Origin of the sequence: Mycolicibacterium diernhoferi, assembly GCF_019456655.1 — a bacterium.
Classification (GTDB): domain Bacteria; phylum Actinomycetota; class Actinomycetes; order Mycobacteriales; family Mycobacteriaceae; genus Mycobacterium; species Mycobacterium diernhoferi.
Window position 1 is genome coordinate 3675296 of record NZ_CP080332.1, and the last position, 23737, is coordinate 3699032.

Sequence of the window (23737 nt, forward strand, 5' to 3'; positions counted from 1 at the left end):
CGCCCTACATCACCTTGGACAGAAAGGCTTTCGTCCGCTCGTGCTGCGGGTTGCTCAGGATCTGGGTGGGATCACCGCGTTCGACCACCACGCCACCGTCCATGAACACCAACTCGTCGGCGACCTCCCGGGCGAAGCCCATCTCATGGGTGACAACGACCATCGTCATCCCCTCTGAGGCAAGCTTTTTCATCACGGCGAGCACCTCGCCGACGAGTTCGGGGTCCAGCGCGGAGGTCGGCTCGTCGAACAACATCAGCTTGGGGTTCATGGCCAGCGCCCGGGCGATCGCGACCCGCTGCTGCTGACCACCGGACAGTTGCGCCGGATAGGCAGTGGCCTTGTCCGCCAGGCCGACCTGGTCGAGCAGATCCTTGCCCCGGGCGACGGCCGCGTTCTTCTTGACACCCTTCACATGGATCGGAGCTTCGACGATGTTGTCCAGCGCGGTCCGGTGCGGGAACAGATTGAAGTGCTGGAACACCATCCCCACGTCGCGCCGCTGCCTGGCGACCTCGCGGGGCTTCATCTCGTACAGCTTGCCGCCCCGCTCGTGATAGCCGACCAGCGTGCCATCGACATAGAGCCGACCGGCGCTGACATTCTCCAGATGGTTGATGCAACGCAGAAATGTGGACTTGCCCGAGCCCGACGGCCCGACAAGCACCAGAACCTGCCCCTTCTGGACTTCCAGAGTGATGCCCTTGAGCACCTTGAGCGCCCCGAAGTCCTTGCAGACAAGTTCGGCCCTCACCATGGGGTGCGCGGACTGCTCGGGTCTCGTCACGGCAAGGTACCAATCTGCGCCTTCGCCAGCGCCTCGAGTTGCTTGGAGGTCAACTTGCGCGACACACCCCGGGAGAAATAGCGCTCCAGATAGAACTGGCCGACCATCAGGACACTGGTGATCGCCAGATACCACACCGCTGCGACCAGCAGCAACGGCACCGGCTCGAAGATGCGGGCGGCGATCTCGCGGGTGGCGATGCCGTAGACATCCAATGCGTACGGCACCGCGGTCACCAGTGAGGTCGTCTTGAGCAGGCTGATCAGCTCGTTGCCGGTCGGCGGGATGATGACCCGCATCGCCTGCGGCAACACCGTGCGGCGCATCGCCAGACCCCATGACATGCCCAGAGCCGTCGACGCTTCCAGCTGTCCCTCCGGCACCGACATGATGCCTGCGCGGACGATTTCGGCCATATAGGCCGCCTCGTTGAGCGCCAGACCGATGACCGCCAGCGCAAACGGGAACGACAGGCTCTGCAGGTCGAATTCGAAGAACGACGGGCCGAACGGCACACCCAACCGGATCTTCTGGTAGATCGTCGGCATCAGTCCCCAGAACACCAGCTGCACGTACACGGGGGTGCCGCGGAAGATCCACAAGAACACCCATGCCACCGAACTGAGCACGAAATTGTCCGACAGCCGCATCACGGTGAGGATCACACCGAGCACGACGCCGATGACCATCGAATACACGGTCAGCTGAAGGGTGTTGAGGACGCCGAGCAGAATCCGTTCGTGGAACAGGTACTGCGCGAACGTCGACCAGCCGTAGGCAGGGTTGGTGGCGGCCCCGTAGAGGAAGAGGCCGACCACGACGATGATGCCGGTCGCCGCCACCCACCTCCAGGGATGGCGCAGCGGGACCGCGTCAATGGGCTGTGGTGGGCTGGACTGTGGCGGCGAGCCGTCATCACTCATCGGTTGTGAGGTCTTGCTACGAGACCGCGCCGTTGATCACCGGCTTGTCGATCATGCCCTCTTCGAGACCCCAGTTCGCGGCGATCTCCTTGTACTTGCCCGTCTCGATCAGATGCTGCAGCGCCTGCACCAGCGACTGCGCCAGCGGTGAATTCTTCTCGACCGGCCAGCCGTAAGGCGCGGAATCGAAGGTCTCCCCGGCCTGCACGAGCTTTCCGTTGGTCTGCTTGATCGCGTACAGCGTCACCGGGGAGTCCGCGGACATGGCGTCGGCCTGGCCGAGCACCACTGCGTTGGTTGCGGCGTCCTGGCTGTCGAACGGGATGATCTCGATGGCGGGCTTGCCCTCTTCGGTGCACTTCTTGCTGCGCGCGGGAAGCTCGTCGGTGTCCTGCACGGTGGTGGCCTGCACCGCGACCCGCTTACCGCAGGCATTCTCGGGGTCGATGTCACCGCCGGCCGGCTGGGCCCACAGGGTGCCCGCGGAGAAGTAGGTGACGAAGTCGACCTGCTGCTCGCGTTCCTTGCTGTCGGTGAAGGACGACATGCCGACGTTGAACGTGCCGCCCTGGATGGACGGGATGATCTTGGCGAAGTCGGATTCGCGGTACTCCGGGGTCAGCCCGAGTGTCCCGGCGACGGCGTCCATCAGGTCGACGTCGAACCCGACGATCTTGCCCGTCTCGTCCTTGAACTCATTGGGGGCGTACGGAATGTTGACGCCCACGATGAGCTTGCCGGAGGACTTGATGGCCTCCGGGACCGTGTTCGCGATGGCCTCGACCTTCTCGGCCGATGCGGCGGTGGTGCTCGTCGTCGACTCCGCGCTGTCGGTGTTGCTCGTGCAGCCCGCCGCGAGCAGGGCCCCGCTCGCCGCGAACGCCACTGCCACGCGCCACTTCCTGCTCCGGCGGTTCTTACATCCAGCTGACACGGTTGCCTCTTTCTCGTGGGATCGGGCGTCATCCAGCACCACGCCCGTCATCTTTCAAGCCGAGATGACGATAGTGACCTTGGATCAAGCGCGCACTGTCGTAATCGAAGATTAACGACCATCTGATTACGGTGTGTCGATATCGCCCAGTGGCATTTGACGCTGTGGGACACTTCGCGCATGACGACTCTCGCTCCCCCGAGCCTATTGCCCCAGCTGTGGAAATCCACCCTGATCTCGGGCGTGTTGGCGGTGGCACTCGGAATCGCGGTGCTGGTGTGGCCGGGTAAGACCATCCTGGTGACGGCGATCCTCTTCGGCGCCTACCTCCTGGTGACCGGAATCGCCCAGATCGTGCTCGCCTTCAGCCTGAAGGTGGCCAAAGGTGGTCGGGTGCTGCTGTTCATCAGCGGTGCCGCGTCGGTCGTTCTCGGGGCCCTGGCGCTCATCCGGATAACCGATGCGGTGCTGCTGCTGGCCATCTGGATCGGCGTGGGCTTCATCTTCCGCGGCGTGAGCACGGCGGTCTCGGCGATCAGCGATCCGACACTGCCCGGACGGGCGTGGACCATCATCGTCGGCGTGATCAGCCTGATCGCCGGCATCATCGTGCTGGCCGCCCCGTTCGAGTCGCTCGGCACCCTGACCCTGGTCGCCGGGTTCTGCCTGATCTTCATCGGCGTCTCGGAGATCATCACCGCGTTCGGTATCCGGTCCGCGGCCAAGAAGGGCTCCGCTGCCCTGGCAGCAACCGAGCCGACCAACCCTGCCGACCCGCCGGCTCCCCCGGTGGCCGCCCCTACGAGCTGAGTAATTCCCACCACGTTTCTGGGATGCGGAGAGGAGCACTACTACACTCCGTCGTAGTTGAGCGATGAGCTCAACCCCCCGCATCCCAGGAACTGGTGCACATGGACGCTCTGGATGTCGCACGGTGGCAGTTCGGAATCACCACCGTCTATCACTTCATCTTCGTACCGCTCACGATCGGGCTGGCACCGCTGATCGCGGTGTTCCAGACACTGTGGGTCGTCACCGACAACACCGCCTGGTACCGGCTGACCCGCTTCTTCGGCAAGCTGTTCCTGATCAACTTCGCCCTCGGCGTCGCCACCGGCATAGTCCAGGAATTCCAGTTCGGCATGAACTGGAGCGAATACTCCCGGTTCGTCGGCGATGTCTTCGGTGCCCCGCTGGCGATGGAGGGCCTGGTCGCGTTCTTCTTCGAATCGACCTTCCTGGGATTGTGGATCTTCGGCTGGACCCGGCTGCCGAAACTGGTGCACCTGGCCTGTATCTGGATCGTCGCATTCGCCGTCAACGCCTCGGCGTACTTCATCATCGCCGCGAACTCCTTCATGCAGCACCCCGTCGGGGCGCGGTTCAACCCGGAGACCGGGCGCGCCGAACTGAACAGCGTCACCGAACTTTTCACCAACAACACTGCGCTGGCCGCGGTCCCGCATGCGGTGGCCGGCGCGTTCCTGGTGGCCGGAACGTTCGTGGCGGGCATCTGCTCCTGGTTGATGGTGCGCGATCCGGACAACCCGGATGCCCGCACCATGCACCGGCCGGCCACCATCATGGGGTGCGTCATCGCCTTCATCGCCGCGGGCGCGCTGGCCTGGACCGGCGATGTGCAGGGCAAGCTGATGTTCCAACAGCAGCCGATGAAGATGGCCTCGGCGGAATCGCTGTGCCACACCGAAATTGATCCGAACTTCTCCGTGCTGACGGTCGGCACGCACAACAACTGCGACAGCGTCATCCACCTCATCGAGGTGCCCTATGTGCTGCCGTGGCTGGCCGAGGGCAAGGTCAGCGGTGTCGAACTACAGGGTGTGCAGGATCTGCAAGCGGAGTACGAACAGAAGTTCGGCCCCGGTGACTACCGGCCCAATCTGTTCGTCACCTACTGGTCATTCCGGGCCATGATCGGGCTCCTGGCGGTGCCGATGCTGTTCGCCATGGCCGCACTGTGGCTCACGCGCGGCGGCCGAATACCCCGGCAGCGCTGGTTCGCCACGTTCGCGCTGGTGACCCTGCCGACACCGTTCTTGGCCAACATCGCCGGCTGGGTGTTCACCGAGATGGGCCGCCAACCGTGGGTGGTCGCGCCGAACCCGACCGGTGATCCGATACTGCGCCTCACCGTCTCCCAGGGGGTCTCGAACCATGCCACGGGCATGGTGCTGATGTCGCTGATCATCTTCACCGCGATCTACGCGGCGCTCGCGGTGATCTGGTTCTGGCTGATGCGCCGCTACGTCGTGGAAGGGCCGCAGGAGCACGACACCGAACCCATTCCCCCGACGCCACCCGACGAGGACGACGTCAAACCGCTCTCGTTCGCGTACTAGGAGGCGCGCCATGGACCTTCAACTCTTCTGGTTCGTCACGCTGGCCGTTCTCTTCGTCGGCTTCCTGGTGCTGGAGGGCTTCGACTTCGGCGTCGGCATGCTGATGTGGTTCTTCGGCCGCAGCGCCGCACGGGTCACCGACGGCGGGCCGCCACGAGACCCCGAGAAACACCGCCGTGCCGCGCTCAACACCATCGGCCCGGTGTGGGACGGCAACGAGGTCTGGCTGATCACCGCCGGTGGTGCCATGTTCGCGGCGTTCCCCGGGATGTACGCCACCATGTTCTCCGGCCTCTACCTCCCGCTGCTGGCCATCCTGGTGGCCATGATCGTGCGGGTCTGCGCGATCGAATGGCGCGGCAAGGTCGACGACCCGGTCTGGCGGCGGCGGGCCGACATCGCCATCGCGGTCGGGTCCTGGGTGCCCGCGGTGCTCTGGGGCGTCACGTTCGCCGCGTTGCTGCGCGGTCTGCCCGTCGACGCCGACCACCAGATCGCGCTCGGCATCGGGGATGTGCTCAACCCGTACACCATCCTGGGCGGGCTCGCCACGTGTGGGCTGTTCCTGCTGCACGGTGCGGTCTACCTGGCGCTGAAAACCGAAGGTTCCGTGCGCGCCGATGCGCGCAGGTACGCGATCCGGCTGGCGGTGCCGGTGACCGTGGTGCTCGCCGCCTTCGGTCTGTGGACCCAGTTGGCGCACGGCAACGGCTGGACCTGGCTGGTCCTGGGCTTCGCGGTGGCGGCGCAGTTGACCGCGGTCATGCTGGTGCTCGCCGACGCCGGTGACGGGTTCGCCTTCGCATCCACCACCGCCGTCGTCATAGCGGTGGTGACCCTGGTGTTCGGCTGCCTGTACCCCGATCTCATCCCGTCCACGCTCGACCCGGCCTGGAGCCTCACCATCGAGAACGCGTCGTCCTCGCCGTACACCCTCAAGGTCATGACATGGGCCGCCGTGGTGGTCACTCCCCTGGTTCTGATCTACCAAGGCTGGACGTACTGGGTCTTCCGGCAACGCATCTCGGCCGAGCGGATACCCGATCCCGCGGGTCTGTCACCGCGCCTGCCGTGAATTGGCACTCATCGCCGGGCATGCGCCGCTATCTCGGCATGGCCGTGCTGTGCGGGGCGGTGATCAGCGCGGCGACGGTGGCCGGTGCCGTCGTGCTGGCGCGCGTGGTCGCCGGGGTCATCACCGATCCGGACACCCGCACCCTCGGCCACTGGAGCACCGAACTGGTGGTGCTGGCCGCGCTGTGGATGGCCCGGGCACTCGCCCAACGGGTGCAGGCCGGTCTGAGCCAGCAGGCGGCCACCAGACTGATCGGTGATCTGTCGGCGCAGGTGCTACGCGCGGTGACCGCGCTGCCGCCGCACCGGTTGCCCGGTGTACGCGATGAGGCCGCCGTCGTCCTCACCCGCGGTCTGGACGGGTTACGCCCGTACTTCACCGGCTACCTGCCCGCGGTGATCCTGGCCGCGATCCTCACCCCGGCAACCGTGGTCGTGATCGCCGCGACCGATCTGCAGTCCGCGGCGGTGGTGGCCATCGCGCTGCCGCTCATCCCGCTGTTCATGGTGCTCATCGGCAAGCTGACCGCGGACCGCTCGGCCGCCGCCCTGGCCGCCATGACCACACTGCAGTCCCGGCTGCTCGATCTGGTGGCGGGCATACCGACGCTGCGGGCTTTGGGCCGGGCGGCCGGGCCCGCGCATCGCATCGCCGAACTGAGTGCCGCGCACCGCCGTTCTGCGATGCAGACACTGCGTATCGCCTTCCTGTCCGCCGCTGTGCTGGAGTTGATCGCCACCCTGGGCGTGGCACTGGTCGCGGTCAGTGTCGGACTGCGCCTGGTCTTCGGTGAGATGAGTCTGGTCGCGGGATTGACCGCGCTGCTGCTGGCGCCGGAGGTGTTCTGGCCGCTGCGCCGGGTGGGCGTGCAGTTTCATGCTGCCCAGGACGGCAAGGCCGCCGCCGATGCGGCGCTGCACCTGTTGGAGTCCGAACCTGCGACCACCCGCGGGACCGCCCACCCCGCCGAGCGGGGCATCGCGATCCGGCTGGAGGACCTGTCGGTCGCCGGCCGGGACGGCAACGCCCCCGATGCGCTGACCGCCGACATCGTCCCGGGTCAGGTGAGTGTGCTCACCGGTCCCAACGGTGCAGGCAAGAGCACCGCGGTGGCGGCGATCCTGGGACTGACCCCACCCAGTTCGGGCCGGATCCTCATCGACGGGCGCGATCTCGGCGAGATCGACCTGTCGCAGTGGTGGCGTCGCATCGCATGGTTACCGCAGCGCCCGGTGTTGCTGCCCGGCACGGTGCGCAGCAACCTGGAACTGTTCGGCCCGCTGGAGGATATCGACGGCGCTTGTCGCGCTTCGGGATTCGATGCGGTGCTCGGCACCCTTGCGGGCGGCCTGGACGAGGTCATCGGCCGGGGTGGCACCGGCCTGTCGCTCGGCCAGCGCCAGCGCCTCGGCCTGGCCCGGGCGCTGGGCTCCGGGGCGCCGGTGCTGTTGCTCGACGAGCCGACGGCGCATCTGGACGAGGCGGCGGAAGGCCATGCGCTGGAGGCGATCTCGGCGCGAGCCCGGGCCGGGGCCACCGTGCTGGTCATCGGCCACCGCGCGCCGGTGCTCGGGATCGGCGACACCGTGGTGACGCTGGGGGCAGCACATGCCGTTGGGTGAGGTGTGGAGGCTGCTACAGCCCCGGGTGCCCCGACTGCTGCTCGCGGTGCTGTTCGGGGTGTTGGCGCTCGGCAGCGCACTGGCCCTGGCCACCGTGGCGGCCTGGCTGATCACCCGGGCCTGGCAGATGCCGCCGGTACTCGATCTGACGGTGGCGGTCGTGGCCGTCCGCGCGCTCGGCATCTCCCGCGGGGTGTTCAGTTACTGCGAACGTCTTGCCGTGCACGACACCGCGTTACGCGCCGCCGGTCATGCCCGGGTGGGCCTGTACCGACGTCTGACCGAGGTGTCGCCGGAGACCGCGCTGCGTCTGCACAGCGGAGACCTGGTCGCCCGGGTCGGCGCCTCGGTGGACGATCTGGCCGATGTGCTGGTGCGTGCGGTCGTGCCGATCTGCGTGGCCACGGTGCTGTCCGGGGCCGCCGTCGCCATCATCGCGCTGATCTCACCGCCGGCCGCGGTGATTCTGGCGCTGTGCCTGTTGGTCGCCGGTGTGGCCGCTCCGTGGTTGTCGGGCCGGGCCGCCGCCGCCACCGAAATGCTGGCAGCCCTTCACCACAGCGCCCGTGACACCGCCACCCTGCTCGCCCTGGAGCACGCCGCCGAGCTGCGGGTGGCCGGCCGGCTCGGGCAGGTCATCGCCGAATCCGAGACCGAACACCGCGATCTGGGCCGCGCACAGGACCGCGCCGCCGCGCCGGCCGCATCCGCCGGCGCGGTCGCCACAGCCGCAGTGGGTGTTTCGGTGCTCGGGGCCGTGCTCGTCGGGATCATGATCTCCGGCCACACCAGCCCGACGTCCCTGGCCATCCTGATGCTGGTGCCGTTGTCGGCGTTCGAAGCCACCGCCGCACTGCCCGGAGCGGCCGCCCAGCTGGTCCGCTCCCGCATCGCCGCCCGCAGACTCACCGACCTCACCGAGACGCCGCCGGCGCGGTCCCGGCCGGCGAGCGCGCCGGTGCGGCTGAATCCCGGCGAGCGGCTCGCCGTCCTGGGCCCCAGCGGCTGCGGGAAGACCACCCTGCTGATGGACCTGTCCACGGAGTACCCCCACGACCCCGGAAAACCGGTCACCGCAGCGTTCTTCGCCGAGGATGCGCACCTGTTCGACACCACCGTGCGGGACAACCTGCTGGTGGGCCGTGGGGATGCGACCGATACGGAGTTGACCGCGGCGCTCGACCGTGTGGGGTTGGGTGACTGGCTGGCCGGACTGCCCGACGGGCTGTCGACCATACTGCGCGGCGGGGCGGCGGCGGTCTCGGCCGGTCAGCGCCGGCGGCTGCTGCTGGCCCGCGCACTCGTCTCCGATTTCCCGGTGGTGCTGCTGGACGAGCCGACCGAACACCTCGACGCCGCCGACAGTGACCGTCTGCTCACCGCGCTGCTGACCCCGGGCGGGTTGTTCGCCGCCGACCGGACCGTCGTCGTCGCCACCCACCATCTGCCGGCCGGCCTGGACTGCACCGCGATCCGCCTCGATGACAGCCCCGGCAGCCGGACCGGCCCCCGAGTGCGCGGGTAATCTCACCGCCATGAGTTCCCCTGGCCCGTACCCGGCACCGCAGCCGCCCTACGCCGGCTACCCGGTGCCGCCGACGGGGCCGCGTAACGGGCTGGGCAGTGCCGCACTGGTGCTGGCCATGCTGGCGCTGGTGTTCTCCTGGAGCGTCATCGGCGGCATCGCCGGCGGCGCACTCGCGGTGGTGCTCGGTGCCGCCGGGCGCGGCCGGGCCCAGCGCGGTGAGGCCGACAACGGTCCGATCGCCAATGCCGGGATCGGGCTGGGCGCACTCGCCATCGTCGTCGGAGCCGCCTTCGTCCCGATCTGGATCGGTTTCCTGTCCGAGGCCGGGATGGGCGACTACATCGATTGCATGCAGCGCGCCGGCACGGATCGGCCGGCGCAGGTGCAGTGCGAGAACACCTTTCGCGAGCGCATCCAGCAGGACTACAGCCTCCCCGACGGCCTGTCCCGGCCTTAACGGCCCGGGAAGTACTTGACGATGCCTTCCTGCATAACGGTGGCCACCGCCTGCCCGGCCTGGTTGAAGAAGTGGCCGGAACCCAATCCGCGGGAGTCGGCGGCCACCGGCGAAGACGTCGAGTAGAGCACCCACTCGTCGAACCGGACCGGCCGGTGGAACCACACCGAATGGTTCATGGTGACCGCGAAGATCCGGTCGAACCCCCACGACAACCCGTGTGTGGTGATGATCGAGTCGAGCACCGTGGTGTCCGAGGAGTACACCAGCGCCGCGGCGTGCAGCACCGGATCCTCGGGCATCGGGCCGTCGGCGGTCAGCCACACCCGGTTGTGGTCGAGCCGGCCGCCCTTGTCCCGCATCACCCAGGCCGGGTCGTTGGTGTAGCGCCACTGGATCGGGCGCAGCGCACTGACGAAGTGCGGCACCGTCTCCTCGTAGCCCACCAGCAGGTCGTCGATGGTGGGCAGCGACTCCGGGGCAGGCACCTGCGGCGCGGTGAGATTGTGCTCCAACCCGCGGCCGCCGGCCAGGTGGGAGACCAGTGCCGTGCCCAGCAGCACACCGTCCTGGGTGACGTCCACCCGGCGGTTGGCGAACCGGCGCTCGTCGCGCAGGCGGACCACCTCGAACTCCAGGTCCTTGGCCGGATCGCCGCCGGCGATGAAATGCATCGACAGGGTGCTCGGCGGCAGCTTCTCGCTCACCGTGCGGCTCGCCGCGACGAAGGCCTGCGCCATCATCTGGCCGCCGAAGGTGCGCACCGGGTTGCGGCTCGGGTGCGTTCCGGTGAACGCATCCTCGCCGACCCGGGTGAGATCCAGAACCGTCAGCAGTTCCTTGAGATGCTCCGCCGACACGGTTCTCTCCTGGTCCGCCCCGCAGGGCTAGTGGTCGTCCTCCCCGATCCGGTGCACGTGGATCAGGTTGGTCGAGCCTACTGTGCCGGGAGGCGCACCCGCGACGATGACCACCAGGTCCCCGCGCTTGTAGCGGCCCAGTTCCAGCAGCGACTTGTCCACCTGGCGGATCATGCCGTCGGTGGTCTCCATCTTGCCGACGATGAACGTCTCGGTGCCCCAGGTGAGCGACAACTGGCTGCGGACCTCGGGCAGCGCGGTGAACGCCAGCAGCGGCAGCGGGGTGTGCAGCCGGGCCAGCCGGCGCACGGTGTCGCCGGACTGGGTGAACGCCACCAGAGCCTTGGCCTCCAGCCGCTCGCCGATGTCGCGGGCGGCGTAGGAGATGACGCCGCGCTTGGTGCGTGGCACGTGGGTCAGCGGCGGCGCCTCCGTGGACACGGCCTCGACGGCGCTCACGATGCGCGCCATGGTGCGCACCGCCTCCAGCGCGAACTTGCCCACCGAGGTCTCACCGGACAGCATCACCGCATCGGCGCCGTCGAGCACCGCGTTGGCCACGTCGGAGGCCTCGGCGCGGGTGGGGCGGGAGTTCTCGATCATCGACTCGAGCATCTGGGTGGCGACGATCACCGGCTTGGCGTTCTCGCGGGCCATCTGGATGGCGCGCTTCTGCACCAGCGGCACCTCTTCGAGCGGGAGCTCGACGCCCAGATCGCCGCGGGCCACCATGATGGCGTCGAACGCCAGCACGATGGCTTCGAGGTTCTCGATGGCCTCGGGCTTCTCCAACTTGGCGATCACCGGCACCCGGCGACCCACCCGGTCCATCACCTCGTGGACGAGTTCCACGTCGGCGGGCGAGCGGACGAAGGACAGTGCCACCAGGTCCACGCCGAGTTTCAGCGCGAACTCCAGGTCATCGATGTCCTTCTCCGACAACGCGGGCGCCGAGACGTTCATCCCGGGCAGCGACATGCCCTTGTTGTTGCTGACCTTGCCGCCCTCGGTGACGGTGCAGACGACGTCGTCACCGTCGATGTGCTCGACGACGAGCCCGACGTTGCCGTCGTCGACCAGCACCCGGTCCCCGGGCTTGGCGTCCTTGGCCAGCCGCTTGTAGGTGGTGCCGACACGGTCGTGGCTGCCGGCGCAGTCCTCGACGGTGATGCGGATCGTCTCGCCATTGCGCCAGACGGTCGGCCCGTCCGCGAAACGGCCCAGCCGGATCTTGGGTCCCTGGAGGTCGGCCAGTACGCCGACGGCACGGCCGGTGGCGTTGGACGCCGCCCGGACCCGCCGGTAGGACTGCTCATGGTCCGCGTACTCGCCGTGGCTGAAGTTCAGTCGTGCAACATCCATTCCGGCCTCGACCAGGGCCCGCACCGATTCATCGGTGGAGGTTGCCGGGCCGAGCGTACAGACGATCTTTCCGCGTCTATTCACGTCTCATGAGCATAGTCGTTAATCGATTCAGATGACGGCCAGAGGTAGCGCGCCGGGCCGGACCGGGGCCGGCAACTCCGACTCCCCCATCAGGTAGGCGTCCACCGCGTGCGCGGCACTGCGGCCCTCGGCGATGGCCCACACGATCAGCGAAGCACCGCGGTGCGCGTCCCCGCAGACGAAGACGCCGGGCTCCTCGGTCTGCCAGTCCGATCCGCAGGACAGCGTGCCGCGGCCGTTCAGCTTCAGTCCGAGCCCGTCCAGCAGCGGCATGTGCTCGACACCCTCGAAGCCGATCGCGAGCAATGCGAGATCGCAGGGGATCTCGATCGGCTCGCCGACGGGCTGGATGTGGCGCCGGCCGTTCTCGTCCCGTTCGACCTTGACCTCGGCGATCTGCATGGCCCGCAGGTTTCCGGTGGTGCCGTCCGGCCCGTCACCGATGAACCGCTGGACGGCCACCTCGAACCGCCGCGCCCCGCCCTCGGCGTGCGCCGGCGAGGTACGCAGCAACAGCGGCCAGGTGGGCCACGGGGACACCGAGTCATCCCGGGTCTCCGGCGGTTCCGGGTTGTAGTCGAGTTGGGTCACCGAGAGTGCGCCTTGGCGGTGCGCGGTACCCAGGCAGTCCGCGCCGGTGTCGCCGCCACCGATGATCACCACATGCTTTCCGGCAGCGGTCAATTCGGCGGGACCATCGCCCTCGCACTCCTTGTTGGCCGGCACCAGGTGCTCCATCGCCAGATGGACACCGTCGAGGTGGCGGCCCTCGACGTCGTTGTCCCGGCCGCGCAGCGCGCCGACGGCCAGCACGATCGCGTCGTGCTGGGCACGCAGCGCCTCGATGGACAGGTCCACCCCGACCTCACATTCGATGACGAACCGCGTTCCCTCGGCCCGCATCTGCGCCAACCGCTGGTCCAGCGTCGCCTTCTCCAGCTTGTATTCCGGGATGCCGTACCGCATCAGCCCGCCGATGCGGTTGTCCCGCTCGTACACCGTGACGTGATGCCCGGCCCGGGTCAGCTGCTGGGCCGCCGCCAGCCCGGCCGGACCCGAACCCACCACCGCGACACTGCGGCCCGACGCGATGGCGGCCGGCTGAGGCCCCACCGACCCGGTCGCCCAGGCGTAGTCGACGATGGTCTGCTCGATGCGCTTGATCGTGACGCTGCCGCCGGTGGTCTCCTCGGCGATGGACAACACGCAGGCCGCCTCACACGGTGCCGGGCACAACCGTCCGGTGAACTCCGGGAAGTTGTTGGTCGCGTGCAGCCGGTCGATGGCCGCATCCCACCGCCCGCGCCGCACCAGGTCGTTCCATTCCGGGATCAGGTTGCCCAACGGGCAGCCCGCCGAACCCGAGTGGCAGAACGGGATCCCGCAGTCCATGCAGCGCCGGGCCTGCTGGGACACCTCACCGGCCCGGGCGCGGGGGTCCCGGCTCTCGTAGACCTCACGCCAGTCCCCGATGCGTTCGTCCACCGGCCGCTTGGCGGCCTCCACCTTGGGAACCCTCAAGAATCCGTTCGGATCAGCCACGGCTGGCCTCCATGATCGCGGTATCGACATCGCGCCCTTCGGCTTTCGCCATCCGGGTGGCGCGCATCACCCGCTCGTAGTCGGTGGGCATGATCTTGGTGAACTGTGCACTGCGCCGCGGCCAGTCGGCCAGCAGCGAGCTCGCCACGGTGCTGCCGGTGACCTGCGCGTGCCGCGCCACCACATCGTGCAGCCAGCTGAGGTCCTCGGCCTCCAGCCGTTGCAGCTCCACCATCTCGGTGTTCACCTGCGCCGGATCCAGTCCGAGCACGAAGGCGATACCGCCGGACATCCCGGCCGCCATATTGCGTCCGGTGCCACCGAGTACGACCACCCGGCCGCCGGTCATGTACTCGCAGGCGTGATCGCCGACACCCTCGACGACGGCCAGCGCGCCGGAGTTCCGGGCGCAGAAGCGTTCTCCGACCCGGCCGCGCAGGAAGACCTCCCCGGCGGTGGCGCCGAAGAGCAGGGTGTTGCCGGCGATGACGTTGTCCTCGGGCAGGAACAACACGTCGTCGGGCGGGCGCACGATCACCCGTCCACCCGAAAGGCCCTTGCCGACATAGTCGTTGGCATCGCCGACCAGGTCCAGGGTGACACCGCGGGGCAGGAAGGCGCCGAGCGACTGCCCGGCCGATCCGGTCAGCGTGACGTGGATCGTGTCATCCGGCAGCCCGGCGGACCCGTAGCGGCGGGTGACCTCCGAGCCCAGCAGCGTGCCCACCGTGCGGTTGACGTTGCGCACCGGCAGCTCGAGGCGCACCGGGTGGGCGTCCTCGAGTGCACCCTCGGCCAGCGCCACCAGGGTCTGGTCCAGCGCCTCGGCCAGCCCGTGGTCCTGATCGCGCACCCGGCGACGCTGGGCCGGCTCGGCGCCGTGCTCGTCGGTGGGCACCGCGAAGATGGGACTGAGATCGAGGCCCTGACTCTTCCAGTGCGCGACGCCGACCGCGGTGTCCAGCAGCTCGGCGTGCCCGATCGCCTCGTCGAGGCTGCGGAAACCCAACTCCGCGAGCATCTTGCGGATGTCCTCGGCGATGAACTGGAAGAAGTTCTGCACGAACTCCGGCTTGCCGTTGAAGCGTGCCCGCAGTTCGGGGTTCTGGGTGGCCACCCCGACCGGGCAGGTGTCCAGGTGACACACCCGCATCATGATGCAGCCCGCGACCACCAGCGGTGCGGTCGCGAAACCGTACTCCTCGGCCCCGAGCAGCGCGGCCACCATGACATCGCGCGCGGTGCGCAGACCGCCGTCGCACTGCACGGTGATCCGATCCCGGAGTCCGTTGAGGACCAGGGTCTGCTGGGTGTCGGCCAGGCCGATCTCCCACGGCGCCCCGGCGTGTTTGAGGCTGGTCAGCGGCGCCGCGCCGGTGCCGCCGTCCGACCCGGAGATCAGCACGACGTCGGCGTGCGCCTTGGAGACGCCGGCCGCGACCGTGCCGACCCCCACCGAGCTCACCAGCTTGACGTGGATGCGGGCCTTGTCGTTGGCGTTCTTCAGATCGTGGATCAGCTGGGCCAGATCCTCGATCGAGTAGATGTCGTGGTGCGGCGGGGGCGAGACCAGACCGACGCCGGGCGTGGAGTGCCGCGCCTTGGCGATGTTCGGGTACACCTTGTACCCCGGAAGCTGGCCTCCTTCACCGGGTTTGGCGCCCTGTGCCATCTTGATCTGGATGTCGGTGGCGTTCACCAGATAGTCGCTGGTGACGCCGAACCGCCCGGAGGCGACCTGCTTGACCGCGCTGCGCCGCTTCGGGTCGTACAACCGGTCGGTCTCCTCGCCGCCCTCACCGGAGTTGGACCGGGCACCGAGGCGGTTCATCGCGATGGCCATGGTCTCGTGCGCTTCGGCCGAGATGGAGCCGTAGCTCATCGCGCCGGTGTTGAACCGGGTGACGATGGCGTCCGCCGACTCCACCTCCTCCAGCGGCACCGGGGGGCGCACCCCGTTCTTGAACTCGAACAGGCCACGCAGGGCTCCGCCCTCCCTGGACAGCCGGTTCACCTCCTCGGAGTACTGCGCGAACACCTCGCTGCGCCCGGTCCGCGTCGCATGCTGCAGAAGGAACACGACTTCCGGTGTGAACAGGTGCAATTCGCCGTCGCGGCGGAACTGGTACTCGCCGCCGACCGACAGCCGCCGGTGCGCTCGCTCGGTGGGGTTCTCCGGGTAGGCGCGGCGGTGCCGGAACCTGACCTCTTCGGCCAGCACGTCGAGCCCCACCCCACCGAGCTGCATGGGGGTGCCGGTGAAGTACTGGTCGATCACGCTGCGGTCCAGCCCGATCGCCTCGAAGGCCTGCGCGCCCGTGTAGGAGGACACCGTCGAGATGCCCATCTTGCTCATCACCTTCATCACGCCCTTGCCGAGCGCCTTGAGGTAGTTACGCACAGCGGTGGACGGTTCGATGCCGGTGAGTTCGCCCTCACGGATCAGGTCCTCGATCGATTCGAAGGCCAGGTACGGATTGACCGCGGCCGCACCGAAACCGATCAGCATCGCGATGTGGTGCACCTCGCGGGCGTCGCCGGATTCCACCACCAGTCCGACACTGGTGCGTTGTTTGGTGTCGACCAGATGGTGGTGCACCGCCGAGACGGCCAGCAGCGACGGGATCGGGGCGCGGGTGTGGTCCGAATCCCGGTCCGAAAGAACCAGCGTGCGAGCGCCCTTCGCGATGGCGTCGCCGGCCCGGATACACAGTTCCTCCAGTGCCTCGGCCAGGCCGTCGCCACCGCGCTCGACGTCGTAGAGCGCGCGCAGCACCGCGGTGCGCAGTCCGGGCTGTTCACCGTCGTCGTTGATGTGCACGAGCTTGTTGAGATCATCGTTGTCGAGCACCGGCCAGCCGAGCCGGATCTGGCGACACGAGGCAGCCGTCGGTTCCAACAGGTTCTCCTCCGGCCCCATCACCCGGGCCATCGAAGTGACCACGGCTTCCCGGATGGCATCCAGTGGCGGATTGGTGACCTGGGCGAACAGCTCGACGAAGTAGTCGTAGAGCAGCCGGGATCGCTTGGACAGCACCGCGATCGGGGTGTCGGTGCCCATCGAGCCCAGCGGTTCTGCCCCCGAGGCCGCCATCGGGGTCAACAGGACCCGCAGCTCCTCCTCGGTGTACCCGAACGCCACCTGCCTGCGCACCACGGACTCGTGATTGGGTTGCACGCGACCGCGATCCGGCATCGTCTTGAGGTCGAGCAGGCCGGAATGCAGCCATTCGCCGTAGGCGTGCGCACCGGCGAGTTGGTCCTTGATCTCATCGTCCGGGATGACGCGGTGCGCAGCCGTATCGACGAGGAACATCTTGCCGGGCTCCAGGCGTCCCTTGGCCACCACCTCGGCGCTGGGCACGTCCAGCACGCCGCTCTCACTGGCCAGGATGATGCGGTTGTCGATGGTTCGCCACCAGCGACCGGGGCGTAATCCGTTGCGGTCCAGGACCGCACCCACCACGGTGCCATCGGTGAACGTGACGCACGCCGGGCCGTCCCACGGCTCCATCAGCGAGGCGTGATACTGCCAGAACGCCCGGCGGGCGGGACCCATCGTGGTGTTGTTCTCCCAGGCCTCCGGGATCATCATCAGCACCGCGTGGGGCAGGCTGCGCCCACCCAGGTGCAACAGCTCGAGCACCTGGTCGAAGGACGCCGAGTCCGAACCGTCGCGCGGGCAGATCGGCGAAAGCCGGCTCAGGTCACCGGGAATGAGTTCGCTGGAAAGTTTGGCCTCCCGCGCGTGCATCCGGTTGCGGTTGCCGCGCACGGTGTTGATCTCACCGTTGTGCGCGACGAAACGGAACGGGTGGGCCAGCGGCCAGGACGGGAAGGTATTCGTGGAGAACCGGCTGTGCACGATCGCGATGGCGCTCAGGCAGCGGTCATCACGCAGATCCGGAAAGAACTGCGGCAGCTGCATCGTGGTGAGCATGCCCTTGTAGGCGATGGTCCGGCTGGACAGCGTCGGGAAGTAGACGCCGAGGGCCTCGTCTTCGGAGTCGTCGGTCGCCTCGGCCCGTTTACGCAGCGGGTAGACCCGCCGGTCGAGGTCGATACCGCCACAGCGTTCGGGTGCAGCGACGAACAGCTGGGCGAAGTACGGCATGCAGCTCAGGGCCGTGGCGCCCACGCCGGCACCGTCCGGGTCGATCGGAAGGGCGCGCCAGCCAAGGATTTCCAGGTTCTCCTCGGCGGCGATGCTCTCGATGCGCGCGCGGGCGTCGGCCCGGCTGTCCTCGTCCTGCGGCAGGAAGCAGATCCCGGCCGCGTAGGTGTTCATCCCGTCGGCGGTGGGCGCGGGCAGGTCGAAGTCGACGACACCGGCGAACAGCTCGACCGGCAGCTGCAAGAGGATCCCGGCACCGTCACCGCTGTTGGGCTCGGCACCGGCCGCGCCGCGGTGTTCCAGGTGTTCCAGCGCGGTGAGACCGTCCACCACGATGCTGTGGGACCGGCGGCCCAGGATATCGGTGATCATGGCGACACCGCATGAATCCGACTCGTTGTCCGGGTCGTAGAGTCCTTGGGCTTTGGGAAGGGCCGAGAACAGCAAGCGAATCTACCTCCGCAGTCTCCGTACTGATGTGTGGAGGGACTGCACCGGCCCGAAAACCCAGTATATCAGCGCGTCCGCGCGGGTATACAGCAGCGCGATCGTGCCACTATCCAGGCAGGAGGGTGGGCACCAGCGGGAAACCCGGCCAGTTGCGCACCACCGTCCAGGCCACCGCAGCGGTGACCACGGTGACCGTCGCAGCCACCGGCATCAGCGGACGTCCACGCCGCCACCGCACCAGCAGCCACACCGCGAGCAGCGGGAGACCGACCACCAGGAACAGATTGTCCACCGCGGCGGCCGCCAGATCGCCGTGCAGCAGATCATGGGTCATCCGCAGGCCACCGCACGCCGGGCAGTCCAGCCCGGTCAGTGCCTTGAACGGGCAGGCCGGGAAGAGGAAGCCGGGCTTGTGCGGGTCGGCCAGTCCGATGTAGGCCACCGCACCCGCCAGGGCCACTCCGCCGCCGATCAGCGCGGCGCGGCCCTTGACGACCTCAGGTGCCATCGCGCAGCGGACGGCCGTGCGGGTCGCGCACCCGGTCGGTGAGGATGAGAACGGCGTCCACGATGCCCCAGATGATCGCGCCGATACCGCAGGTGAGCAGCCCGACCAGCAGCTGGGCGATGCCCAGGCCGGTATAGCCGAGGTAGATCCGGCCCACGCCGACCAGTCCGAACAGTCCTAGCAGCTGGAGCAGGCCCGCGATCACCTTGGACTTGTCCGAGAACGGTTCGCCGGTGACCGGGTGCCGCCCGTACGGGGCTGCGGGGTCGTAGAGCGGCCCCGGATACGGCGGCGGTGGCGGTGGGTAACCGGGATCGGTCATGAATTCAGGATGCCAGAAGGTCGGTGGGCACGCGCTGACTCCAGGCCGACTCCCATTGCTGCGGAAAACAGCGCTGCAGCAGGTCGACCATGATCGGCACCGCCGTCGACGCGCCCGGGGAGGCGCCCAGCAGGCCGGCGATGCTGCGGTCTGCCGAGACGACGAGCTCGGTCCCCGACCGCAGCACCCCGCGGTGGTCGGCATCGGGGGTGACCAGCTGGGCGCGCTGACCCCCGCTGATCAGTTCCCACTGGGCCGGGTCGGCGTTCGGGTAGTACCGGGCCAGCGCCGCGTGCTTACGCGTGCGGGTGGCCAGCAGCTGGCCGATCAGATAGCGCACCAGGGCGAGATTCCTCCATGCCGCGGTCGCCAGCACCGCGACGTTGTGCCAGCGCACGGTGGCGAAGAAGTCGGTGAGCCGGCCGTGTTTGAGCAGTTTGGTACTGAAGGTGGCGTACGGGCCGAACATCAGGTGGCCGGTGCCGTCGACGATGCGTTTGTCCAAGTGCGGCACCGACATCGGAGGCGCTCCGATCGGCGCCTGGCCGTAGACCTTGGTGTCGTGCCGTGCCACCACCTGCGGGTCCGAGCACCGCAGGAACGCCGCACCCACCGGCAGCACGCCGTAGCCGCGGACCTCGGGGATCTTGGCGCGCTGCAGCAGTCGCAGTGCGTTTCCGCCTGCCCCGACGAACACCATGCGGGCGTGCAGTTCGAAATGTCCCGCCCGGTTCCGGCCGGAGATCTGCCAGTTCCCATCGGCGTCCCGAACCAGGCCACGCACCTCGTGGCCGAGCAGCAATCCGCCGCCGCTGTCGGTGAGAATGCGCACCAGCGCGCTCGTCAGGGCACCGAAGTCGACGTCGGTGCCGGCCGGGTGCCGGGTGGCGGCGACCCGCTCACCCGGATCGCGGCCCTCCATCACCAGCGGCGCCCACCGCGCGATGGTGGCCGGGTCCTCGGAGTACTGCAGACCATCGAATCGCGGGTCTGTCCGTAGGGTCTGGAAACGCTCACGCAGATAGGCGATATCGCGCTCGCCGAAGACGACGTCCATGTGCGGGGCGGCGTGCAGGAAGGTGTCGGGATCTAGCTGGCCCCGCGCCGCCAGGTGCTCCCACCAACGCCGCGACACCTGGAACTGTTCGGCGATGCCGGCCGCGGCGGACCCGTCGGCCGGGTCGGGCATGTAGTTGAGCTCGCAGTACCCGGAATGCCCGGTGCCGGCGTTGTTCCAGGCCTGACTACTCTCGGTGGCCACCTCGTCGGCGCGTTCCACCATGACGATCCGCCATCCCGGTTCCAGCGCCGTCAACATGGCGCCCAGCGTTGCCGACATGATGCCCCCGCCGATCAGTACGACGTCGGCTGTCGATTGCTCATTCATGACTCCACGATGACCTCCCACAATCGATGCGTCCAATGAATCTTCGGGGCAATATCATCCATATATGGATCAATGGTTGAGCCTGCTGGCGCCCCAGTTGCGCGCCCTCGACGAGCTGGCCGCGCAGGACGGGCACATGACCCGCGCCGCCGAGCGCCTCGGCATCCCGCAATCGTCGATGAGCAGGCGCATCCACGCGCTGGAGAAGACGCTCGGAATCGGTCTGCTGATCCAGGACGGCCGCACCGTGCGACTGACACCCGCCGCGGTCCGGCTCGCCGAACGGGCCCGCGATCCGCTGCACGCACTGGAAGCCACCATCGAGTCGATCGCCGGAGAGGCGGATGCCGAGCACGGCACCGTCCGCCTCGGATTCCCCCTGACCATGGGCTCGGGCCGGCTGCCGACGCTCGTCGCGGAGTTCCATCGCCGGGCGCCGGGCGTCCGGTTACAGATCACGCAGGCACACGGATCCCAGCTGGCGGCCGACCTGAAGGCCGGTGAGCTCGATGTCGCGGTGATGATCCCGGCGTCGGATCAGGTGCGACACAGCGTCATCGGGACGCAGACGATCCATGCGGTACTGCCCGCATCTCACCGATTGGCCACCCGCAGACGGCTGCGACTGTCCGAGCTGCGCGATGAGCCGTTCATCGCCAACCCGGTGACCTACAACCTGCGCCAGCTCACCGAAACATGGTGCGAACAAGCGGGTTTCACCCCGCGCATAGCTGTCGAGATCACCGAGTTCGCCACCATGCACGAACTGATCGGCCGGGGCCTCGGCATCGCGCTGCTCCCCCACGACGAACGCGGCGCACCGGATACCGTCGAGGTCGCGTTGACCCCGTCCGGTTATGAACGTCAGATCGCGCTGGCCTGGGGCCCGACCGCGGTGACCCCGGCCGCGCGGCGGTTGACCAGCTTCCTGCGGGAGCGTTACTGATCAGCTGGGAACGTTGGCCTTCACCGTTTCCAGTGCCGCGGCGGTCAGCCGGGCCAGCTCCTGCGCTTCGGCGGCATCGAGCGCCTCGTCGACGAGTTCGGCCATCCGGCGGTTGGTGGCCCGCTCGGCGTCCTCGTAGCGGTCCTTCTTGTCCGCGCCGTCGGCGTATGGTTCGGGCCAGCCGAACATCGCCGCGTACTTGGGGCCCTTGTTGAGCATGTGCGCTTCGATCGGGCTGACACCGGCCAGACTGAGCGCATTGAAGTGCAGTCCGGCGCGCAGCTCGCGGAGCACGAACATCACCTGCAGGGCCCGCGCCGGCGCATCCTCGGCCAGTGGCATCGCGCGCCAGCCGGCGAACAACGGCGACGCAGCGATGGGTGCCACCGCGATGAGCTTCTCGCCGAGCGCGGCGATGCGGTCCACGCCCTGTGCGTCGGCCAGATACTTGCGGCCGAATTCTGCTGCCTGGTTCCAGTACACCTCAGCCGCACCGGCAGCACCGCGCACCGCGATGCCCTCCTCCCACATGGCCGACAGGCCGGCGGGTTCGAACACCGCGAAAGCCGCACTGACGGTGGCACCGGTTGCGTCACCGAGGACTCCACCGCGGCCCGCCACGTAGCCGGCCAGCGGGTTCTCATAGCCGGCGGCGACACTCTCCCCGTAGGTCTGCGGGTGCAGCATGAACACGGCCACGGCCTGCTCGATGGCAGCTCCCGCGGTCGCAGTGGTTTCAATGAGATCGGCGGCGCTCAATCGAATCATCTCCTGAGTAATTCAGCGGTGTCAGAGACGAACATTAGCCCGCCGGCCGGGCCTCAGAAATTTCTTTGGCCTCTTTCGTCCCTGCTGTCACATCCTGTCAGGGTTTGTCGGTGGTCGCACGTATGTTCGAACTATGAGCAGGGATGTGGTGCAGGGTCGGGAGGCGGTGCAGCATGCACTCTCCGATCACGCCGCGTCCACCAAAGCCTTGCTGGATGCCGACTTCACCGTGTTCGACACCGCGGAGTTGTTGGCCATCCAATCCGAACGCGAACTGCGGGCGCGCGCGGACGAGATGATCGGGCACCGGATCCAGGCCGCGCTGATGGACCGGGCCACCGCGCATGAGATCGGCGGGAAGTCCTGGGTCGATGTGCTGGCCACCCGGATGCGGATCAGCCGTGCCGAGGCCGCCCGCCGGGTGTCGGGCGCCGAAGTGCTTGGCCCGCGCCACGCCATCGGCGGGGAGGTATTGGAGCCGGTGCTGGCGGCCTGTGCCGCCGCGTTGGCCGACGGAGCGATCTGTGCGGGGCACATCAAGGTGGTCCGGGCGATAATGAAGACCGCGTGCGGCCGGATGACTGGTACCGAGTTGGCGGACCTGGAGGTGTCGCTGGTCGCCGCGGCCAAGACCACGACCCCGGAAACCCTGGAAAAGGCCGCCGAACGGGTGCTCTACAAACTCAACCAGGACGGCCATGGCCCCGATGTCGCGCGGCATAAGCGGGGCATCACCCTGGGCCCGCAGGATGCCGACGGGCTGGTGCGCATCACCGGCTGGGTCGATGCGGAGTTGGCGGCGTATCTGGGCACCGCGCAAGAGGTGTGGGGCCGGCCCGGGGTCAACAACCCCGATGACGCTGAGCCCCAGCTCAATCCGGACCCGAACCCGCTCGAAGACGAACCCGGGCCGGCGTGCGATCCGGAGGGCGAAGAAGAACCCGCGGGCGCCGACAGTGAAGACGACGCGGCCGATGAGGGACTCGCGGATCCGGCCGGTGAAGAGCCCTTCGCCGACGCTGACACAGCAGAAGATCCCGATCCCAACCACCCCGCCGACTTCGGTGCCCTGGCCGACCTGGCCGCCGGTGATACCCGCACCCGGGCCCAACGTTTGCACGATGCCGTCAAGGCGATCCTGCGTGATGCCCTGATGGCCAAGAGCCTCGGCCAACACAACGGCATCCCGGTCACCATCGTGGTCTCCACGACGTTGGCGGAATTGGAGGCAGGCGCCGGGATCGCGGTCACCGGGACCGGCACCCTGATGCCCATGCCGGATCTGATCCGCCTCGCCGAACAGGCGTACCACTACCTGGTGGTGTACCGAAAACACACCGCCGAACCGCTCTACCTCGGGCGCACCAAACGCCTGGCCAGCAAGGCCCAACGCCTACTGCTCTACAACCGCGACCGCGGCTGCACCCGGCCCGGCTGCACCAAAGCCGCGTGTCAGTGCCAGGCCCATCACGCCGAACCCAGCTGGAACAACGGCGGACTCACCGACGCCCCCACCCTGGCCCTGGGCTGCGGCCCCGACAACCGGCTCGCCGAAATGGGCTGGACCACCAGCATCGACCACGACACCGGGCGCACCCACTGGCACCCACCCCCACTGATGGACACCGGCGGTGACACCCTCAACCACCACTTCCACCCCGAAGAACTCCTCCCACCGGAGGAGCAGGACGACGGTGACCGATGACGG

Annotated in this window: 19 protein-coding genes; 8 read left to right on the forward strand and 11 right to left on the reverse strand. The window is 68.2% G+C overall.

Annotated elements, in window-relative coordinates:
- Nucleotides 1–4 precede the first annotated feature (4 nt).
- From K0O62_RS17475 to K0O62_RS17485, 3 genes are read right to left on the reverse strand one after another with little or no spacing between them, the layout of a single operon-like run.
- Nucleotides 5–757, reverse strand: a complete 753-nt coding sequence (locus tag K0O62_RS17475; RefSeq protein ID WP_073854232.1) for an amino acid ABC transporter ATP-binding protein — start codon at nucleotides 755–757, stop codon at nucleotides 5–7.
- A 26-nt stretch (nucleotides 758–783) separates the two neighbouring features.
- Nucleotides 784–1710, reverse strand: coding sequence for an amino acid ABC transporter permease (locus K0O62_RS17480; protein ID WP_073854231.1), 927 nt, complete (start codon nucleotides 1708–1710; stop codon nucleotides 784–786).
- Nucleotides 1711–1726: 16 nt separating this feature from the next.
- The gene (locus K0O62_RS17485) at nucleotides 1727–2695 is read right to left on the reverse strand and encodes an ABC transporter substrate-binding protein (protein WP_079244309.1); all 969 of its coding nucleotides are present in this window, start codon (nucleotides 2693–2695) and stop codon (nucleotides 1727–1729) included.
- A 129-nt stretch (nucleotides 2696–2824) separates the two neighbouring features.
- On the opposite strand from K0O62_RS17485, the gene K0O62_RS17490 reads away from it, so the two are divergent.
- The 6 genes from K0O62_RS17490 (at nucleotide 2825) to K0O62_RS17515 (ending at nucleotide 9686) form a co-directional block, all read left to right on the forward strand.
- The gene (locus tag K0O62_RS17490; RefSeq protein WP_079244308.1) at nucleotides 2825–3454 is read left to right on the forward strand and encodes an HdeD family acid-resistance protein; all 630 of its coding nucleotides are present in this window, start codon (nucleotides 2825–2827) and stop codon (nucleotides 3452–3454) included.
- A 101-nt stretch (nucleotides 3455–3555) separates the two neighbouring features.
- Nucleotides 3556–5004 carry a cytochrome ubiquinol oxidase subunit I gene (locus tag K0O62_RS17495; protein ID WP_073854228.1) on the forward strand — a complete coding sequence of 483 codons (1449 nt, stop codon included), beginning with the start codon at nucleotides 3556–3558 and terminating at the stop codon, nucleotides 5002–5004.
- A gap of 10 nt (nucleotides 5005–5014) precedes the next feature.
- On the forward strand, nucleotides 5015–6079 hold the full coding sequence (gene cydB, locus K0O62_RS17500) for a cytochrome d ubiquinol oxidase subunit II (protein ID WP_073854226.1): 1065 nt from the start codon (nucleotides 5015–5017) through the stop codon (nucleotides 6077–6079).
- Between the two features lie 20 nt (nucleotides 6080–6099).
- Nucleotides 6100–7701 (forward strand): thiol reductant ABC exporter subunit CydD, encoded by a 1602-nt coding sequence (cydD, locus tag K0O62_RS17505; protein WP_073854224.1) that lies wholly within the window; start codon nucleotides 6100–6102, stop codon nucleotides 7699–7701.
- The gene (locus K0O62_RS17510; RefSeq protein WP_073854222.1) at nucleotides 7688–9226 is read left to right on the forward strand and encodes an ATP-binding cassette domain-containing protein; all 1539 of its coding nucleotides are present in this window, start codon (nucleotides 7688–7690) and stop codon (nucleotides 9224–9226) included. The genes cydD and K0O62_RS17510 overlap by 14 nt, the downstream gene beginning before the upstream one ends.
- A 10-nt stretch (nucleotides 9227–9236) precedes the next feature.
- The gene (locus K0O62_RS17515) at nucleotides 9237–9686 is read left to right on the forward strand and encodes a DUF4190 domain-containing protein (RefSeq protein WP_097934089.1); all 450 of its coding nucleotides are present in this window, start codon (nucleotides 9237–9239) and stop codon (nucleotides 9684–9686) included.
- Here the strand turns inward: K0O62_RS17515 and K0O62_RS17520 are convergent.
- The 7 genes from K0O62_RS17520 to mqo form a co-directional block, all read right to left on the reverse strand.
- Nucleotides 9683–10546 (reverse strand): acyl-CoA thioesterase II, encoded by an 864-nt coding sequence (locus K0O62_RS17520; RefSeq protein WP_073854218.1) that lies wholly within the window; start codon nucleotides 10544–10546, stop codon nucleotides 9683–9685. The genes K0O62_RS17515 and K0O62_RS17520 overlap by 4 nt on opposite strands.
- A 27-nt stretch (nucleotides 10547–10573) precedes the next feature.
- Complete coding sequence (pyk, locus tag K0O62_RS17525; protein ID WP_073854216.1) at nucleotides 10574–11992, reverse strand: pyruvate kinase; 1419 nt, start codon at nucleotides 11990–11992, stop codon at nucleotides 10574–10576.
- A gap of 27 nt (nucleotides 11993–12019) precedes the next feature.
- Nucleotides 12020–13534 (reverse strand): glutamate synthase subunit beta, encoded by a 1515-nt coding sequence (locus tag K0O62_RS17530; protein WP_073854214.1) that lies wholly within the window; start codon nucleotides 13532–13534, stop codon nucleotides 12020–12022.
- Nucleotides 13527–18095, reverse strand: coding sequence for a glutamate synthase large subunit (gene gltB / locus K0O62_RS17535; RefSeq protein ID WP_073854212.1), 4569 nt, complete (start codon nucleotides 18093–18095; stop codon nucleotides 13527–13529). Before gltB ends, K0O62_RS17530 begins: the two co-directional genes overlap by 8 nt.
- A 109-nt stretch (nucleotides 18096–18204) precedes the next feature.
- Nucleotides 18205–18606, reverse strand: coding sequence for a DUF2752 domain-containing protein (locus K0O62_RS17540; protein WP_073854210.1), 402 nt, complete (start codon nucleotides 18604–18606; stop codon nucleotides 18205–18207).
- Nucleotides 18596–18928, reverse strand: a complete 333-nt coding sequence (locus tag K0O62_RS17545) for an NINE protein (RefSeq protein WP_073854208.1) — start codon at nucleotides 18926–18928, stop codon at nucleotides 18596–18598. The genes K0O62_RS17540 and K0O62_RS17545 overlap by 11 nt, the downstream gene beginning before the upstream one ends.
- Nucleotides 18929–18932: 4 nt before the next feature.
- The gene (mqo, locus tag K0O62_RS17550; RefSeq protein ID WP_073854206.1) at nucleotides 18933–20315 is read right to left on the reverse strand and encodes a malate dehydrogenase (quinone); all 1383 of its coding nucleotides are present in this window, start codon (nucleotides 20313–20315) and stop codon (nucleotides 18933–18935) included.
- 64 nt (nucleotides 20316–20379) lie between these two features.
- On the opposite strand from mqo, the gene K0O62_RS17555 reads away from it, so the two are divergent.
- Nucleotides 20380–21261, forward strand: a complete 882-nt coding sequence (locus K0O62_RS17555) for a LysR family transcriptional regulator (RefSeq protein WP_073854204.1) — start codon at nucleotides 20380–20382, stop codon at nucleotides 21259–21261.
- On the opposite strand, the gene K0O62_RS17560 is transcribed toward K0O62_RS17555, so the two are convergent.
- Complete coding sequence (locus tag K0O62_RS17560) at nucleotides 21262–22020, reverse strand: SCO6745 family protein (RefSeq protein WP_097934095.1); 759 nt, start codon at nucleotides 22018–22020, stop codon at nucleotides 21262–21264. It lies immediately after the preceding gene.
- 142 nt (nucleotides 22021–22162) lie between these two features.
- Here K0O62_RS17560 and K0O62_RS17565 point away from each other — a divergent pair, with 142 nt between their 5' ends.
- Nucleotides 22163–23734, forward strand: coding sequence for an HNH endonuclease signature motif containing protein (locus tag K0O62_RS17565; protein ID WP_073854200.1), 1572 nt, complete (start codon nucleotides 22163–22165; stop codon nucleotides 23732–23734).
- Nucleotides 23735–23737: the final 3 nt, after the last annotated feature.

What these genes read in the sequence shown, in the direction of transcription:
- K0O62_RS17565 (WP_073854200.1), top strand. Translation starts at nt 22,163, where the DNA reads ATGAGCAGGGATGTGGTGCAGGGTCGGGAGGCGGTGCAGCATGCACTC.
- K0O62_RS17545 (WP_073854208.1), bottom strand. Translation starts at nt 18,928, where the DNA reads ATGACCGATCCCGGTTACCCACCGCCACCGCCGCCGTATCCGGGGCCG.
- K0O62_RS17490 (WP_079244308.1), top strand. Translation starts at nt 2,825, where the DNA reads ATGACGACTCTCGCTCCCCCGAGCCTATTGCCCCAGCTGTGGAAATCC.
- cydD (WP_073854224.1), top strand. Translation starts at nt 6,100, where the DNA reads ATGCGCCGCTATCTCGGCATGGCCGTGCTGTGCGGGGCGGTGATCAGC.
- K0O62_RS17475 (WP_073854232.1), bottom strand. Translation starts at nt 757, where the DNA reads ATGGTGAGGGCCGAACTTGTCTGCAAGGACTTCGGGGCGCTCAAGGTG.
- K0O62_RS17540 (WP_073854210.1), bottom strand. Translation starts at nt 18,606, where the DNA reads ATGGCACCTGAGGTCGTCAAGGGCCGCGCCGCGCTGATCGGCGGCGGA.
- cydB (WP_073854226.1), top strand. Translation starts at nt 5,015, where the DNA reads ATGGACCTTCAACTCTTCTGGTTCGTCACGCTGGCCGTTCTCTTCGTC.
- K0O62_RS17510 (WP_073854222.1), top strand. Translation starts at nt 7,688, where the DNA reads ATGCCGTTGGGTGAGGTGTGGAGGCTGCTACAGCCCCGGGTGCCCCGA.
- K0O62_RS17495 (WP_073854228.1), top strand. Translation starts at nt 3,556, where the DNA reads ATGGACGCTCTGGATGTCGCACGGTGGCAGTTCGGAATCACCACCGTC.
- K0O62_RS17555 (WP_073854204.1), top strand. Translation starts at nt 20,380, where the DNA reads ATGGATCAATGGTTGAGCCTGCTGGCGCCCCAGTTGCGCGCCCTCGAC.
- K0O62_RS17485 (WP_079244309.1), bottom strand. Translation starts at nt 2,695, where the DNA reads ATGACGGGCGTGGTGCTGGATGACGCCCGATCCCACGAGAAAGAGGCA.
- K0O62_RS17480 (WP_073854231.1), bottom strand. Translation starts at nt 1,710, where the DNA reads ATGAGTGATGACGGCTCGCCGCCACAGTCCAGCCCACCACAGCCCATT.
- K0O62_RS17515 (WP_097934089.1), top strand. Translation starts at nt 9,237, where the DNA reads ATGAGTTCCCCTGGCCCGTACCCGGCACCGCAGCCGCCCTACGCCGGC.
- mqo (WP_073854206.1), bottom strand. Translation starts at nt 20,315, where the DNA reads ATGAATGAGCAATCGACAGCCGACGTCGTACTGATCGGCGGGGGCATC.